At 70.4% G+C, this 14,835-nt stretch carries 15 protein-coding genes; 7 read left to right on the top strand and 8 right to left on the bottom strand.

The features are described from left to right. The first annotated feature begins 6 nt into the window (after positions 1–6). Positions 7–894: a carbohydrate ABC transporter permease gene (locus BLV02_RS33460; RefSeq protein WP_083288647.1), complete on the top strand. Its 888-nt coding sequence runs from the start codon at positions 7–9 to the stop codon at positions 892–894. Positions 895–913: 19 nt separating this feature from the next. Next, positions 914–1,903: an aldose 1-epimerase gene (locus tag BLV02_RS33465; RefSeq protein WP_069111515.1), complete on the top strand. Its 990-nt coding sequence runs from the start codon at positions 914–916 to the stop codon at positions 1,901–1,903. Positions 1,904–2,365: 462 nt separating this feature from the next. Here the strand turns inward: BLV02_RS33465 and BLV02_RS33470 are convergent, their stop codons facing one another. The 5 genes from BLV02_RS33470 to BLV02_RS33490 all read right to left on the bottom strand — a co-directional run bounded on the left by BLV02_RS33470 (position 2,366) and on the right by BLV02_RS33490 (position 7,310). Beyond that, a complete protein-coding gene (locus BLV02_RS33470) occupies positions 2,366–3,154 on the bottom strand; it encodes an SDR family NAD(P)-dependent oxidoreductase (RefSeq protein ID WP_069111514.1) in 789 nt (262 codons plus the stop codon). Next, entirely contained in the window at positions 3,151–4,035 is an 885-nt protein-coding gene (locus BLV02_RS33475; protein ID WP_069111513.1) for an MBL fold metallo-hydrolase, read from the bottom strand. The genes BLV02_RS33470 and BLV02_RS33475 overlap by 4 nt, the downstream gene beginning before the upstream one ends. A gap of 3 nt (positions 4,036–4,038) precedes the next feature. Beyond that, on the bottom strand, positions 4,039–5,358 hold the full coding sequence (locus tag BLV02_RS33480) for a Gfo/Idh/MocA family protein (protein ID WP_141711576.1): 1,320 nt from the start codon (positions 5,356–5,358) through the stop codon (positions 4,039–4,041). A 152-nt stretch (positions 5,359–5,510) separates the two neighbouring features. Further along, positions 5,511–6,230 (bottom strand): GntR family transcriptional regulator, encoded by a 720-nt coding sequence (locus BLV02_RS33485; protein WP_216094227.1) that lies wholly within the window; start codon positions 6,228–6,230, stop codon positions 5,511–5,513. A 120-nt stretch (positions 6,231–6,350) separates the two neighbouring features. Next, complete coding sequence (locus tag BLV02_RS33490) at positions 6,351–7,310, bottom strand: PfkB family carbohydrate kinase (protein WP_083288646.1); 960 nt, start codon at positions 7,308–7,310, stop codon at positions 6,351–6,353. Positions 7,311–7,343: 33 nt separating this feature from the next. Here BLV02_RS33490 and BLV02_RS33495 point away from each other — a divergent pair, with 33 nt between their 5' ends. The 5 genes from BLV02_RS33495 to BLV02_RS33515 are packed head-to-tail and all read left to right on the top strand — an operon-like array spanning position 7,344 to position 12,034. Next, on the top strand, positions 7,344–8,240 hold the full coding sequence (locus tag BLV02_RS33495) for a 2-deoxy-5-keto-D-gluconate 6-phosphate aldolase domain-containing protein (RefSeq protein WP_083288645.1): 897 nt from the start codon (positions 7,344–7,346) through the stop codon (positions 8,238–8,240). Then, positions 8,240–9,247, top strand: a complete 1,008-nt coding sequence (locus BLV02_RS33500; RefSeq protein ID WP_069111509.1) for a zinc-binding dehydrogenase — start codon at positions 8,240–8,242, stop codon at positions 9,245–9,247. Before BLV02_RS33495 ends, BLV02_RS33500 begins: the two co-directional genes overlap by 1 nt. Beyond that, entirely contained in the window at positions 9,244–10,140 is an 897-nt protein-coding gene (locus BLV02_RS33505) for a sugar phosphate isomerase/epimerase family protein (protein WP_069111508.1), read from the top strand. The genes BLV02_RS33500 and BLV02_RS33505 overlap by 4 nt, the downstream gene beginning before the upstream one ends. Then, a complete protein-coding gene (locus BLV02_RS33510) occupies positions 10,137–11,270 on the top strand; it encodes a Gfo/Idh/MocA family protein (protein WP_069111507.1) in 1,134 nt (377 codons plus the stop codon). Before BLV02_RS33505 ends, BLV02_RS33510 begins: the two co-directional genes overlap by 4 nt. Further along, a complete protein-coding gene (locus tag BLV02_RS33515; protein WP_069111506.1) occupies positions 11,267–12,034 on the top strand; it encodes an SDR family NAD(P)-dependent oxidoreductase in 768 nt (255 codons plus the stop codon). Before BLV02_RS33510 ends, BLV02_RS33515 begins: the two co-directional genes overlap by 4 nt. Positions 12,035–12,172: 138 nt before the next feature. Here the strand turns inward: BLV02_RS33515 and BLV02_RS33520 are convergent, their stop codons facing one another. Genes BLV02_RS33520 through BLV02_RS33530 form a run of 3 tightly spaced genes read right to left on the bottom strand, consistent with a single transcriptional unit; the run spans position 12,173 to position 14,817 of the window. Then, positions 12,173–12,913, bottom strand: coding sequence for a maleylpyruvate isomerase family mycothiol-dependent enzyme (locus BLV02_RS33520; protein ID WP_069111505.1), 741 nt, complete (start codon positions 12,911–12,913; stop codon positions 12,173–12,175). After that, complete coding sequence (locus tag BLV02_RS33525; RefSeq protein ID WP_069111504.1) at positions 12,914–13,750, bottom strand: fumarylacetoacetate hydrolase family protein; 837 nt, start codon at positions 13,748–13,750, stop codon at positions 12,914–12,916. Next, positions 13,747–14,817, bottom strand: a complete 1,071-nt coding sequence (locus tag BLV02_RS33530) for a cupin domain-containing protein (protein ID WP_216094226.1) — start codon at positions 14,815–14,817, stop codon at positions 13,747–13,749. Before BLV02_RS33530 ends, BLV02_RS33525 begins: the two co-directional genes overlap by 4 nt. Positions 14,818–14,835: the final 18 nt, after the last annotated feature.

Here is a 14,835-nt window from a genome sequence, read left to right on the forward strand (position 1 = left end):
CCACGAATGAGCACCGCGTCCGTCGAGGCGGCGCAACCCGCGCCCCACCCGGGCCGGATCCGGCGCCGGCGCAGGGCACGCATCGCGTACTGGACCCGCGGGCTGGTCATGTCGCTGCTCGCGCTGCTGTTCCTGACACCCTTCCTGTGGATGCTGTCCTCGGCGCTGAAGCGGAACGGGGACATCTTCTCGGTGCCGACGCAGTGGATCCCCGATCCACTGGTGTGGGACAACTTCGTCGAGGTCTGGACCGGCGAGCAGTCGATGCTGCGCTACTTCAGCAACTCCACCATCGTCGTGGTGGCGACCATTCTCGGCCAGCTCTTCGTGGTCACGCTCGCCGGGTACGCCTTCGGGCAGCTGAAGTTCAAGGGCCAGAACGTGTTGTTCATCGCCTTCCTGGCCACGTCGATGGTGCCGGCCCAGCTGCTGCTGGTGCCGCGCTTCATGTTCTTCAGCCAGATCGGGCTCTACGACACCCTCGTCGCCCTGATCCTTCCGGGCATGGCATCGGTCTTCGCGACGTTCCTCCTGCGGCAGCATTTCGCCGCGGCGCCGCGCGAGCTCGGTGAGGCCGCACGTATCGACGGTGCGAGCGAGTGGCGGATCTTCTCGCGCATCTACCTGCCGCTGGCGCGGCCGATGCTCGCCGCCCTGGCGATCCTGACCTTCGACTCGACGTGGAACGACTACGAGAGCGCACTGATCATGATCACGGACGAGGCGAAGTACACGGTGCCACTCGGACTGACCCGCTTCATGTCCGACGACGGCACCGTGTCGCTGGGGCCGGCATTGGCCGGCTCCGTCTCCTCGATCATCCCGGTGCTGATCATCTTCCTGATCTTCCAGCGGCATTTCATGAAGTCGATGGCGCGAGCCGGCCTGCGCTGACGAACGGTACGGAGGAACCATGACGGCTGCGGCCGCCGAGCATCAGGTCACATCGGTCTCCGGGTGGGAGGCGCTACGGCTGTCGACGAGTGATCTCGAGGTCACCGTCGTCCCGGGCAAGGGCGCGGACATCGCCTCGATCCGCGATCGCGCCGGCGGCGTGGAGTTGCTGTGGACCCCTCGCTGGGGTCTGCGGCCGCCGTGGGCGCTGCCCCTGCCCGGGGCGCCCGAGGCACTCGCCCTCGACCGCTCCGGTGGTGGCTGGAACACGATGTTCCCTAACGCCGGCCGCGCCTGCGTCGAACACGGCGTCGACTGGGGCTTCCACGGCGAGACCTGGCTCGCTCCGTTCGACTGGGAGCCGGCGCCGGGCGGAGTTCGCCTGACGACGGCCCTGGCGCGTAGCCCGTTCACGGTCAGCAAGGTCGTGAGCGTCAGCGGCAACCAGGTCGTGGTCACCGAGTCCGTGACGCACGTGGGGGCCCGGCCCGTCGACGTGCTCTGGTGCCAGCACCCAGCGTTCGGCGCACCGCTGATCGGGCCGGCGACCACGGTCGCGATCACCGGATGCGTGGTGCACCCGGACCTGCCCGACGACGTCCCGGCCACCGCCGCCCCGCCCCACTGGCCCGAGCACGTCGAGGTCGACGGCTCCCACGTCGATCTCTCCCGGCTCGACGCCGCGGGCAGCGGCGGGGCGCGGCTGGCCTTCCTCGGCTCGTTCGGGGACGAGCAGGTGCGCGCGCGGATCCACAACCCTGAGCTCGGGCTCGGGGTGGAGCTGGCCTGGAGCAGGCAGGACTTCCCCTTCGCCTGGTACTGGTACGAGTCCGGCGGGCGACAGGACTACCCCTGGTACGGGACCGCGCACTCGCTGGCGCTGGAACCGGCCTCGGGCTATCCCAGCGGGGTGCACCGGGCGCGTCGGCTCACCGGCACCGAGCTGACGATCCACCCGGGGGAGACCGTGACCAAGTCCGTGGCGATGACGGTCGTACGCGGGGAGTGAGATGAGCTGTTCCAAGGGGTGGCCGGTGTGAGCGGCCGCCGTTGACCCCGTCACCATGTTGGCAAGGCTGGCCGCCCTGAGGATCGGACCAAACGGGACACCCGAGACACGGTGAGCCATGCCAAGCACGCGGTCAGCCTTGCCAAGGGGGCTCCCTGGGGCGGTCGGTGCGCGTGCGCGGGGCCGCGTCACCCCGGATGACACCCAGCGCGTCCAGGCCCCGGGTGCCGCGTCGGCCCGGCATCCAGCCCATGTCATCGGCGATCGACCACACCCCGCTGGTGCGGATCGCCGATGATCTTCGTGGCGGCGCGTGTTGCGGCGTGGTCGTGGTGTCAGATAGCCGCGGTCTGGGCGCTGCGCCCGGCCGAGCACGTGGGCTGCTGACGGATGGCGGGCGGAAAGGTGGCGCTGGGGGCCCAGCAATCCACCCGCCATCAGGCCCGGGCCCGACGAGGCGCCTCAGAAGGGGTCGTCCAGCATGGAGTCGATCGCACCGTCGATCGACTGGCCGCCGTCGACGGTGATCGTCTGGCCGACGATGAAGCGACTCTTCGACTTGTCGGCCAGGAACACGGCGAGCTCCGCGATGTCGGCGGGCGTCCCACCGGCCCCGAAGGGGATCTTGCGGTTGAAGCCGTTGAGGTCGCGCTCGGAGTAGCGGTCGAGGGCCTTGGTGTGGATCAGGCCCGGTGCGATGCAGTTGACGTTGATGCCGTACTCGATCAGCTCCACCCCGAGCGACTTGGTCAGCATGTTCAGCCCCGCCTTGGCGGCCGAGTACGGCAGCGCCTTGCGGCGGACCCAGGTGACGTCACCGTGGATCGACGAGATGTTGACGATGGCGCCAGGCACCTCCTGAGCGACCATCGACCTCGCCGCGGCCTGCGCGCAGTAGGACGCCGCGCTCAGGTTGAGCGCGATCTGGCCGTCCCAGTACTCGGTGGGCATGTCGATGAAGCCGCCAGGGGGCATCCGCAGCGCTCCACCGGCGTTGTTGACGAGGACGTCGATGCGCCCGAAGCGTTCGACGAAGTGTTCGACCATCGCGTGCGCTTCGCCCGCGTCGGCGACGTCGGCGGCGAAGATCTCCGCCTCGACGCCGAGCTCCCGGCACTGCTGCGCGATCTGCTCCGCATCCGCGGCCGAAGACCTGTGGTTGACGCCGACGTGGTACCCCTCGCGGGCGAACGCCAGCGCGCAGCCGGCGCCGATCCCACGCGAGGCCCCGGTGATCAGGGCGGCCTTCATGTGTGCTCTCCCTCGGCGGCCTCCTGGTAGGCGGCCACCGTGTGCATCGGTAGGAACAACTTCTCCGGCTCGACACCGCCGACACTGCCGACCAGCGCGCGTGCGACCGTGTGCGGGTCGGTGACACCGGCCGCCGCCATCCCGGCCACGAACCCGCGATCGTGCTCGTAACAGCCGATACAGCCGGCGAGGAAGCGGCGGGCCGCCTCTTCGCCGACGGCGGCTTCGCCCAAGGGCAGGTACGGGTGCCCGCAGACGATGTTGCGCACCGGCAGCGCGAGCAGGCGGTGCAGCGAGTCCAGATACCGGGCCGGGTCGAACAACAACGCGCAGCCCTGCGAGATCGTCCCGTTGAGCTGCAGTGAGTCGCCCGTGACCAGCGTGCCGGAGCGGACGTCGAAGAAGCAGCACGCGTCGGTGTCGTGGCCGGGCGTGTGGATCACGCGCAGCGGGCCGACCATGTCGCCGTCGTCGAACAGGAGGTCGGGCACGACGCCGTCGAGCACGGGCGGCGGCGCCGGGCTGTGCTCGGGGAACCTGGCGCGGATCTCACGGCTGTACGCGAGCGGGTCCCGCATGCGTGCCCCCGACTCGGAGAACACGCCCACCTCGAGCGACGGTGCGATCTCGCGCATGCGCGCGATGCCGCCGACGTGGTCACCGTGGATGTGGGTGGCGAGTACCCGGCCGACGTCGGAGAGTTCGATCCCCAGTTCGGCCAGCGCCGGCACGATCGTGGAGTCCACCGTCTCGGCCGACCCTCCGCTGTCGACGAGGATCGGAGGACCGTCGCCGAGCACCAACGTGACGCCGGTCCACACACCGGTGAAGGGAACCTTGAGCAGGAACACGCCGTCGGTGATGCGGGTGAAGCGCTCCACGGGCTACGCCCCGAGACCGATGGCGTCGTCGATGCCGGCCTGGTAGTCGCCGACGGAGCCGTCGAGGATGTCGTCGACCGTGACGATCCGGCCTCCGGCGGCGCCGGACTCCATCATGGCGTAGCAGACCGCGATCGCCCGGATGCCCTCCTCGAGGCCGACCTCCGGCGGGGTGCGGGTCGCGATGGCGTTCCCGAACTCGGCGTACTCCACGGCCAGCAGGAGTCGGTCGACGGTCTCGAAGTCGAGGCCGTACGCGGTCGCCTGCGGGCCGCCGAACAGCGCGGCGGTCACGTCGTCGAGCCGGAACCGCGGCACCAGCGGGAGGATCTCCGCACCCGTGTAGGTCTTGGTGCGGTCCAGGGTCAGCACGAGGGGCCGGCCGCTGCGGTCCTTGGGAATCTCCACCGCACCCGCCGACCCGTGGACGCTGCGGGCCCAGCTCTCGCGGCCGTGCTCGGCGCGGTTCTCGGCGTACTGCCCGACGGCGCCTGAGGCGAAGTTGACCATCGCGAACAGCGCGTCGTCGGCCGTGGCCTCGAACTCGGCGGGCATCGCCGCCTGGGACTGGCCGTACACGCCTCCGGGGTTCGAGGCCGGGGCGCCGCCGGTCGCCGCCGGGTTGTAGCGGATCTTCTCGAACAGCCGCATCTGCGCGTAGACGCTGACGACGGGGCCGAGGTAGTACTCCATCATGTCCGTGTAGTGCGTGCCCGCGTCGAAGAGGATGCCGCTCTCGGCCTTCAGATGACGCCACATCGAGATCGCCATCAGGTCGCCGCCGCCACCGGAGCTCTGGTGGAAGTAGCGCGGCTCGCCGAGGACGCCGCCCTCGATGAGGGCCTTGACGAGCCGATTCGTCGGGTCCCGCCGGAAGTTCTCGGCCACGCTGAGGATCCGATCCGATCCGGCGACGGCGTCCTTGAGCTGCCGAGCGGCCGCGACCGTGAGCCCGACCGGCTTCTCCACCATCACATCGAGCCCGAGGGCGATCGCGTCGGCGGCGAGGCTGTGATGGAACCGCGGCACGGTGGTGATGTCGACCGCCACCGCCCCGAGGCGTTGCGCCGCGTCGAGGTCGGCGCACGTGGCCGGGCGGCGCCCGAGCCGCGTCTGTGCCTCGTCGGCGAGGCGATCGGCGCGGGCAGGGTCGACGTCGCAGACGGCAACGAGGTCGAACGGATTCAGATCGGCCCGCTCGAGTTCGGACAAGCCGAACAGGTGCCGTGTCCCCATACCGCCGCAGCCGACGATCGCGACGGGAATCCGTTCCATGCTGCCGCACCTCTCCCTAGGTTCTCGTTCGACTCCGCGCGACGCCACGCCGGACAGGTTCCCGCGGCCGTGGGGGCCAGGTGCCCAAGGGAATGACGGTGGTGCGCCATGCAGTCCGCCACTGACGCTAATTGACTACAGCTTAATATGTCAATACATATTTACGGATCGACGGAGGTTCGGCGCGTCCGCGTGGTGCGTCAGTTCTCCTCGAGCACCAGATCGATCGCGTAGCCGTCGGATCGGTAGACGTGCTCGGCATGCTCGACCGGCGCGCCACCCGGCTCGAACGCCGTGCGGCTCAATGCGATGACGGGCAGCCGGCCGGAGATCCCGAGCAACTCGCTCTCCTCCGCCGTCGGCAGTCGGGCCGAGATGGACTGGTGGGCGACCACGGAGCCGACGCCGTGATCGCGCAGCATCGAGTAGAGGCCACGTTGCTCGAGCTGTTCCTGCGTGATCGAGATGAAGCGCGGCGGAAGCCAGTTCTGCATGATCGCCAGCGGCTCGCCATCGGCGAACCGCAGCCGTCTCAGGGCCAGCAACTCCGCGTCCGGTTCGAGGTCGAGAGCTGCCGCGGCCTTCGGGTAGCGCTCGTTCGCCCGGCTCAGCACCTTGGTGCTGGGGTTGCGGCCCTGAATCGACAGGTCCTCGTACAGGCTCCCTTTGCTCACGCGCCGGTGTACTCGGCGACTGGTGACGAAGGTGCCGCGCCCTTGCCTGCGCACGAGCAGGCCTTGGTCGACGAGGTGGTGGATCGCACGCCGAACCGTCGGGCGAGACAAGCCCAGCCGTTCGCTCATGGCGACCTCGTTCTCGAACGGGTCGCCCGGCTGCGCCTGGCCACCTGCGATCGCCGCCGCCAGCTGTTCGGCGAGCTGGAAGTACAGCGGAATGGGCGAGGCGCGGTCGAGTGCCACTGGGACTACCGCTTCTCCTGCTGGCATCTTCACCCTGTTCTGACGTTCAACATGTCAACTCAATGTGACAATAGCGGCGAGCCACATGCTGAGACAAGAAGCTCGCCTCGGCGGGTCGGGTCATCGACGCTGCTCGTGTGACTCGAGAAGCTCGGCCACCTCGGTCATCGTGGGCATGGCGGCCGAGCACGCGCGCCGCGACGTCACGATCGCCCCTGCGGCCGCGGCGCAACGCATCGTCTCGTGCAGCGGCCAGCCGGCCACGGCGCCCTTGAGGAGCAGTCCGCCGAACGCGTCGCCGGCTCCCAGCCCGTTGACCGGCCGCACCGGGAACGCCGGCTGCTCGACGAGGAGCTCGCGGGTGGCGGCCAGCGCCCCGTCCGCCCCCTGTTTGACGACGGCCAGTCGTGGCCCTCTGCTCAGCAACCGGCGCGCGAGGTCCGCCGGCGTCCCCGTCTCGCCGAGCGCGATCGCCACCTCGCGCAGGTTCCCGATCACGGCATCGACCTGGGACAACACGGGCAGCAGGCGATCATGCAGGGCGTGTTCGCTCGGCCAGAAGTCTGGCCGGTAGTCGAGGTCCAGGAAGACCTGGTGCGCCGCGGCGATCGCAGCGGTCTGCGCGGCGGCCGACCGGGTCGTGGCGAACCCGGAGGCTGTGATCCACAGGACGCGCGACGCGGCCGCGGCGGCCACGAGCTCGTCGACGTCGAGGGCGTCCTCCGGCGGTGGCGTGTCGCGGAAGAAGGTCAGTCCGGGGGTGCGGGGGTCCTCGAGATCGCACACCGCGAGCGTGGTCCGGCGGCCGGGGACGGCGTGGACCCACCGGGTGTCGACGCCGAAGGTCTCGAGCTGATCGACCACGAAGTCGTGGAAGAGGTCGTCGCCCGTGCGGGTCACCACCGCGCTGCGCAGGCCGGCGCGAGCCGCCGCGACCGCGACGTTCGTGGGTGACCCGCCGAGGTACTGGCGGTAGGACTCCACGTTCTTCGGCGGGCGACCGTCCTCCGCCGGGTAGAGATCGACGACCGCCCTCCCGGCCGTGACGACGTCGAACTCTCGGTCCATCTGTGCAGACATAGAAACATATTAACAATCTGTTAGCATCACCTCATGAACATGCCGGATGGGAGCGCGGCGGTCTCCGACGGAGGACCGCCGATGGCAGTGCTGGCGTTCGATCACCGAGAACGTGCGTTCGCCTCAGTGCGCTCCACAGGGATGACGCGCGAGGAGATCGGCCGGTCGAAGGAGCTGATCTTCGAGGCGTTCGTAGCCGCCGTGGACAGCGGGCTCGCCGGAACGCGCCCCGGCGTCCTGATCGACGAGGAGTTCGGCGCACCCATCGCGCGGCGCGCCGCCGCGCTCGGTTTTCCGGTCTCGATGCCGGTGGAACGGGCATTCGAGCCCGTGTTCACCTTCGAGTACGGCGGCGACTATCGGCGGCATCTGCTGGAGTTCCGGCCCGCCTGCGCCAAGGCGCTCGTGCACCACCGCACGACAGACCCGCTCGAGGCCAGACAGACGCAGCTCACGAGGCTGCGTGAGCTCTCGGAGTTCCTGGCCGAGCAGTCGATCGGCTTCATGCTCGAGCTGATCGTCGGTCAGAGCGACGGCGGCACCGGGCAGATCCCCACCGTCGACGTCGAAGAGCTGTGCGGATCGATGGCCGAGATGCAGAACGCCGGCGTGCTCGTCGACCAGTGGAAGGTCGAGGGCATCTCCTCACCCGACGAGGCGGCACAGGTCGCCGCGCAGGCCGTCGTCGCAAATCCGCGGGCCACGTGCGTGGTCCTGGGAGCCGGCGCGCCCAACGACGTCGTCGGCCATTGGCTCGACGTCGCCGCCGCCACCCCCGGCTTCAGCGGGTTCGCGATCGGGAGGAGTATCTGGGGTGGGGCCGTCGCGTCCTGGCTGGATGGCAGGCTTGCGCGTCACCAGGCCATCGAGCAGATCGCGTCGACGTACAGGTCGTGCGCCCTGCGCTACATGGGAGCACGAGTCAGCTGATGCAGGCATTGCGCAAGACGGGACCCGACCCCGGCGCCATCGAGCTGCAGGACGTCCCGCGACCCACGGCGGCGCCCGGCCAGGTCGTGGTCGACGTCGCCGCGGCGGGTCTGTGCGGGACCGACCTGCACATCCTCGACGGCAGTTACGGTTCGCGGCCCCCGGTCACGCTGGGGCACGAGGTCAGCGGCACGATCGCCGCCGTCGGTGCCGGCGTCGACCCGGCTCGTGTCGGTGAGCGGGTCGCGCTCGAGACCTTCTTCTCGACCTGCGGCGAGTGCCGCGACTGCCGCAGCGGTGCGCCGAATCGCTGCGGGTCGCGAGTGTCGATCGGTTCCGGCGCGGATGGCGGGTTCGCCGAGCAGGTCGTCGTGCCCGCCCGCAACGCCCGCCGGCTGCCGGCGCACGTGTCGTCGGCGGCAGGTGCTCTCAGCGAACCGCTGGCCTGCGTGTGCCGGTCACTGTTCCAGCCGACGCCGGCCGTACGGGCGGGCGATCGCGTCCTCGTCATCGGGCCGGGTGCGATCGGGCTGCTCGCGGCGCAGGTCGCTCGGGTCTCGGGCGGCGAGCCGGCCGTGCTCGGGACACCGGCCGACGCCGAACGACTGGAGGTCGCCAGGGCGCTGGGGTTCGCGATCGCAGCCGACCCGGCGGACGCGCCCACCGACGTCGACGTCGTGCTGGAGTGCTCCGGCTCGGGCGCCGGCATGGCGTTGGGGATCGAGCGCGTCCGTAGGGGCGGCCGGTACGTCCAGATCGGCCAGCGGGGCGACGCGGTTCCCGTCGACCTCGCACTGGTCTCCTTCCACGAGCTCGTCATCACCGGCGGATTCGCCAGCACGGCCGACTCCTGGGATCGCGCGATGCGGCTGCTCGACCACCGGCTCGTCGACCTCGAGCCCCTGGTCAGCCGCAGGTATCCCTTGCGCGACTGGCAGGCGGCGTTCGACGCGGTGCGTACGAGCGCGGGCGTCAAGCAGCTTCTCTGCCCGGAGGGGACGCCATGAAGCTCGGGTACAACACCTGGTCGACGCCGAACCTGCCGTTCGACCAGGTCGTGCGGGCTCTGTCGCGCATCGGGTACGACAGCGTGGAGGTCACGGTCTGCGAAGGGTGGCCCACCGACGCGCTCACCGCCACCGACGACGACGCCGGGCGCTGGCGAGCGGCCGCCGACGCCGCCGGCCTCGAGATCTCCAGCGTGACCGCGAACGCTCCGCTGGTGTGCGATGAGGACACGTGGGCCGGCAGCCGCCGCCGGCTCATCCGCTCGTTCGAGGTGGCCGCCGTCCTCGGCGGTGGCGGGGCGCTGCCGGTCAGCCTGGGCGCGCACAAGCCCAAGGCGCCACTGCTGGGCGGCAACCCGCCGCCGATCATCGCCCAGGACAGCTGGGAGTCGGACCGGCCGCTCATCGTCGACCGCTTCGGAGACCTCGTCGAACAGGCTGTCGCCGCCGGCTGCACCGTGGCGCTCGAACCCCACGCGGGCGCCGTCGTGTCGACGCCGGAGCAGGCGATCGCGGTCCTGTCCGACGTCGGCTCACCGGCGCTCGGGCTCAACCTCGACATCTCCCACTTCGCGGTGCGCCACTTCGCCCTGGCCGACGTCGTGGCGTCGTTGTTGCCGCACGCCGTCGTCGTCGAGGTCAAGGACCACCGTCACACCGACGAGGGGTTCGACTTCCTCATCCCGGGGGAAGGTGAGTTCGACTACCCCGTCTTCCTGGGGTTGCTCGACCGTGGCGGCTACCGCGGAACGGTCTCGGTCGAGATCAGTGTCCGTCGTCAGGCGCTGCCGGACTTCGACGAGGTGCGAGCGGCCGAGTCGTCCTACCGAACCCTGGCGGCCGCCGCACGGCAGGCCGGGATCGCCCGGGACTCACTGAAGGGGCGCTCATGACCGACGACGTGCGAGTCGGGGTCATCGGCCTGGGCAGGTTCGGCACCATTCACGCCGAGGCCGCCGCAGCCCTGCCCCGCGTCGAGCTGGCCGGACTGTGCTCCCGGACCTCGGCGCGAGCGGAGGAACTGGCCGGACGGTTTCCCGACGCGACGGCATACGACTCCGTCGAGCGCATGCTCGCCGAGGCGGACCTGGATGCCGTGCTCATCGCCACCCCGCACAAGCATCACTTCGAGCCCGCGATGCAGGCCATCGGCGCCGGCGTCGCCGCGCTGGTCGAGAAGCCGCTGACGACCTCGCTCACCGAGGCCCACGAACTCGTCGTGGCGGCTGACGACGCCGGGGTGGCGCTCGGGACCGTCTTCCAGCGTCGGTTCGTCCCGGCGGTGGAGCGCATGCATCGTGCGATCGCCGAAGGACGTCTCGGTCGTGTGGTCGCGGCCGAGTGTCTTGCGCATCTCGGCCGCGACCGCCGCTATTACGAGCAGGACGACTGGCGCGGCTCGTGGGCCGGGGAGGGCGGCGGTGTGCTGCTCACCATGGCCGTTCACTACATCGACATGATGAACTGGATGCTCGGCACCCCGACCTCGGTCTACGGACACTGGGCGACGCTGAAGCACGCCGACTACATCGACGTCGAGGACGTCGCAGGCGCCGTCGTCACCTACGACAGCGGTGCGATCGCGACGGTCCAGGCCATGACGACGTTCGAGAACGGCTTCGCCTCGCTGCCCAGCCCCACGGTCGGCTACCGCGCGCCGGGCTTCCGGCTGGCGGTACACGGCACAGCCGGCCACAGCGTGGGCGTCGAGGAGAATCCCGAGCTCGCGCAGGCCGTCAACGACCTGTGGACGTTCGACGGAGAGGAGCCGCAGGTGAAGAGCCGGCGTGCGGAAGAGGCTGGACGCCCCAGCGTGCCCGAGTTCCATGGTCGCCAGATCGCCGAGTTCCTGGACGCCGTGCGTGAGCGTCGTTCCCCGGCCGTCACAGGTCATGACGGCCTCGCGGCGCTCGAGGTGGTCAAGGGCGTCTACCTCGCACAGGCACGTCGGGCTCCCGTGGCGCTGCCGATGTTCGATGACGACCGCCGCGCCGCCGACGCGCTCACCGAGGGCGTCGCGTGAGCGCCGCGGGCCGGGTCGCCCTCGTCACCGGAGGCGCCACGGGGATCGGCCGCGCGACCTGCCTGGAACTCGCGCGGCGCGGTGTCGCGGAGATCCACATCGGGTACTCACGATCGGGGCAGGCAGCCGAGGATCTCGCCATCGAGCTACGCGCTCTGGGCGCCGCCGCGTACCCGCTGCACGTCGAGGTGTCCGACCGGGACGCCGTCGGCCGCGCCGCAGCGCACCTGCTGGAGACCAGCGGCGGCCTCGACGTGCTGGTCAACAGCGCGGGGACGACCACGAAGATCGACTTCGCCGACCTCGAGGCGGTGACGCCGGAACTCTGGGACGAACTGCTCGGCGTCAATCTGCTGGGCGCGTTCTGGGTCTGCCAGGCGTTCGCGGAGTCGCTCAAGGAACGTCACGGCTCGATCGTCAACGTCACGTCGATCTCGGCGACCCGCGTCGTCGGCAGCTCGTTGCCGTACAGCGTGAGCAAGGCGGCGCTGGCGCAGCTGACCCGAGCACTGGCCGTCGCCCTCGCTCCCACCGTGCGCGTCAACGCCGTCGCACCCGGGACCGTGATCTCGGGCTGGCACGAGCGGCTCGTCGGCGCCGAGAACGCCCGGAGGAACTTCGAGGCCGAGGCCGACCACGTACCTCTGGGGCGGCTCGCCGACGCCGGGGACATCGGCAAGGCCATCGCGACCGTTGCGCTCGACCTGGCTTTCGTCACGGGGGAGGAGATCCTCGTCGACGGCGGCAAGGCGCTGCGCTACTGAGCCCGTTGCCCTCGCCGGGCGTTCACTCCCGCGACCTCGACGACGGCACCGACGTCGTCGACATCGTGACGATCGGCGAGGGTATTCGATCAGCCGGCCACCTGGATGCGCTGACCACGCCGCACCCGGAGCGTCACGTCACAGCCACGCCGGCGCCGCCGGCACCGGACCGCCGTCGAGGGCGCTGACACCGGCGGCTCCGCGTCCGGTCGCCCATCGGGTGACGGCCGCCGCCGTCCCGATGACACCGGCCTCCGATGCCGGCTGCGGGTCACGATCGTCGCCGGGGTCGCGGTCGGTGACGGTCATGGTGGGCAACGGTGCCGGTCGCCGTCCCCAGGCGGCTCGCACGTCCGCGAGCAGCTGATCGAGGAGCCGCGCCGGCAGATCCTCGAATCGGCCCCCGGCGTCGAGGTCGACGGCGTGGACCCACACCTCCCGGGTTCGCATCCACACCGTCTCCCGGGCCGGCACTCGTCTGCCCTGCGCGGTGACGACCTCGCTCAGCCACGATTCGTCGTCGAGATCGCGCCATTCCACGTTGAGGTGGATCGCGGCATGATCGGAGAGGTTGCGCAGGGCGGTCGCCGGCAGGGTCGCCGCCAGGTCGATCTCCTGAACCCGCGCCGCCGGCGAGGAGTACATCGGCGTCTCCACGCCGCTGGCCGCCCACGTCGTCAGCCGTGTCAGGGCGCGGGCGTTGAGGCCGACGTGGGCGACGATGTGGCGGCGGCTCCATCCCGGCACCAGTGACGGGGCGTCGAGTTCATCGTCGCGGAGGTCCCGGACGAAACGTGAGAAGTACGCCTGCCCGCGGCGGGCGAGCAGCAGGGCCGCGGCCAGCGCCGGATCCTCGGTCCGATCGGTGCGCGCCGCCATCTAGACCTCGATGCGGACGAGGTTGGACTGCTCACCCAGACCGTCGATGGCGGTCTGCAGCCGGGACCCGTTCGCGAGGTAGCGCGCGGGCGTGCGCGCATGGCCGACCCCGCCGGGCGTACCCGTGGAGATGACGTCCCCAGGGCTCAGCGTGACCAGCTCCGACACGTAGGCGATCAGGTCGGCGGGATCGAAGACCAGATCGTCGATGCGGGCCGACTGCATCACCTCGCCGTCGACGGTGGTGCGAACCTCCGCGGACGTGGAGTGCTCGTCGGGCGTCACGAGGAACGGACCGAAGGGCGTCGACGCCTGCAGCGTCTTACCCTGCAGCCACTCCGTCGTGCGGTACTGGTAGTCGCGCATCGTGACGTCGTTGAGGACGGCGTATCCAGCGATGGCGGCCGACGCGGTGGTCCTGTCGGCGCGGAAGCACGACGAGCCGACGACGACCGCGAGCTCTCCCTCCCAGTCCAACGCCCGCGCCAGGCGGCCGGGCACCACGATGTCGTCGTACGGCCCGGTCACCGCCTCGGGGAACTTGGCGAACAACGTCGGGTGCTCCGGTCGTTCGCGTCCCATCTCGCGGATGTGCGCGGCATAGTTCAAGCCGACACAGATCACCTTGCCGGGCCGGGGAATGACCGGTGCCCACCGCCGAGGCTCGATGCCCTGGCGCACGTGGGCCGGCCCGTCCGCGGTCTCCGCGCGGGCACGCCACCGCGGATCGTGCAACAACGCGCCGACGTCGGCGGCGCCGGCGATCTCGACCACGGAGGTGTCGTCGACGCGCACCGCCACCGTGTGGTCGTCGACTCGAAGGGTCGCCAGTCTCATCGGGACACTCCCTCGATCAGGGTCCGCGCGAACCCGAGCCGCTCGATCACCGGGGCGTCGCTGAACCGGAACAGGTCGAACGACGTCCGGGCGGACAGCGACCAGGAGATCCAGCTGGGGACGACGAAGAGGTCTCCCTTGGTGACAGCGTGGTCGACGCCGTCGAGGGTGACGTGGCCCGCACCGTCGAAGACCTGCCAGACCGACGACCCGACCTCCTGGCGGGCGCGTGTCCTGGCGCCGTCGCGCAACCGGTGGAACTCGCATCGGATCGTGGGCATCACGTCACCGCCCGTCGTGGGGTTGGAGTACCGAACCGCCGCGTGGCCCTGCTCCACGGTGGCCGGCTGACCCTCGTCCTCGAGCAGCAGCTGCTCGGTGAGCGCGGCGTCGGTGTGCTCCCATCGGTACGCGGTCAACGGCGAGCTGTTGCTGTCGTCGAGCACGGACACCGGCCGCAGCCCCGGATGAGCCCACAGCCGCTCGGCTCGGGACACCGATGGCGACGCCTCGTCGGTGACCCGGTCCGAGCCGTACTCGAAGAACCCGACGTCGGTCTTGGCGGCGAACGGGATATCGAGACCGTCGAGCCAGGCCATCGGCCGGTCGGTGTCGTTGTGATGCCCGTGGAAGTGCCAGCCGGGCGTCAGGAGGAGGTCACCTCGGCGCATCGCGACCGGGTCACCGTTGACCACGGTCCACACCCCTTCGCCCTCGACCACGAACCTGAAGGCGTTCTGCGAGTGCCGGTGCTCCGGCGCGGTCTCGTGCCCGCCGAGATACTGAATGGCCGCCCAGAGCGTCGGCGTCGCGTACCCGGTCCCGGGGAGCCCGGGGTTGACCAGGCCGATCGCACGTCGTTCACCGCCTCGCCCGACCGGGACCAGCCGCCCGGAACGTTCGGCGATGTCGAGAAGTCTCGTCCACCGCCACACGTGCGGTACCGCCGCCGGCGACGGCGTCAGTGGTTGCAGATCCTCGCGTTGGGTCCACAGCGGGGCGAGATCGTGGTCGCGGAAATCCTGGTACAGCTGAGCGAGCTCGGGAGAGTCCACGTCAGACGTCATCTCCTGCATCGTTACCTC

The sequence above is a fragment of the Jiangella alba genome (assembly GCF_900106035.1).
Taxonomy (GTDB): Bacteria; Actinomycetota; Actinomycetes; order Jiangellales; family Jiangellaceae; genus Jiangella; species Jiangella alba.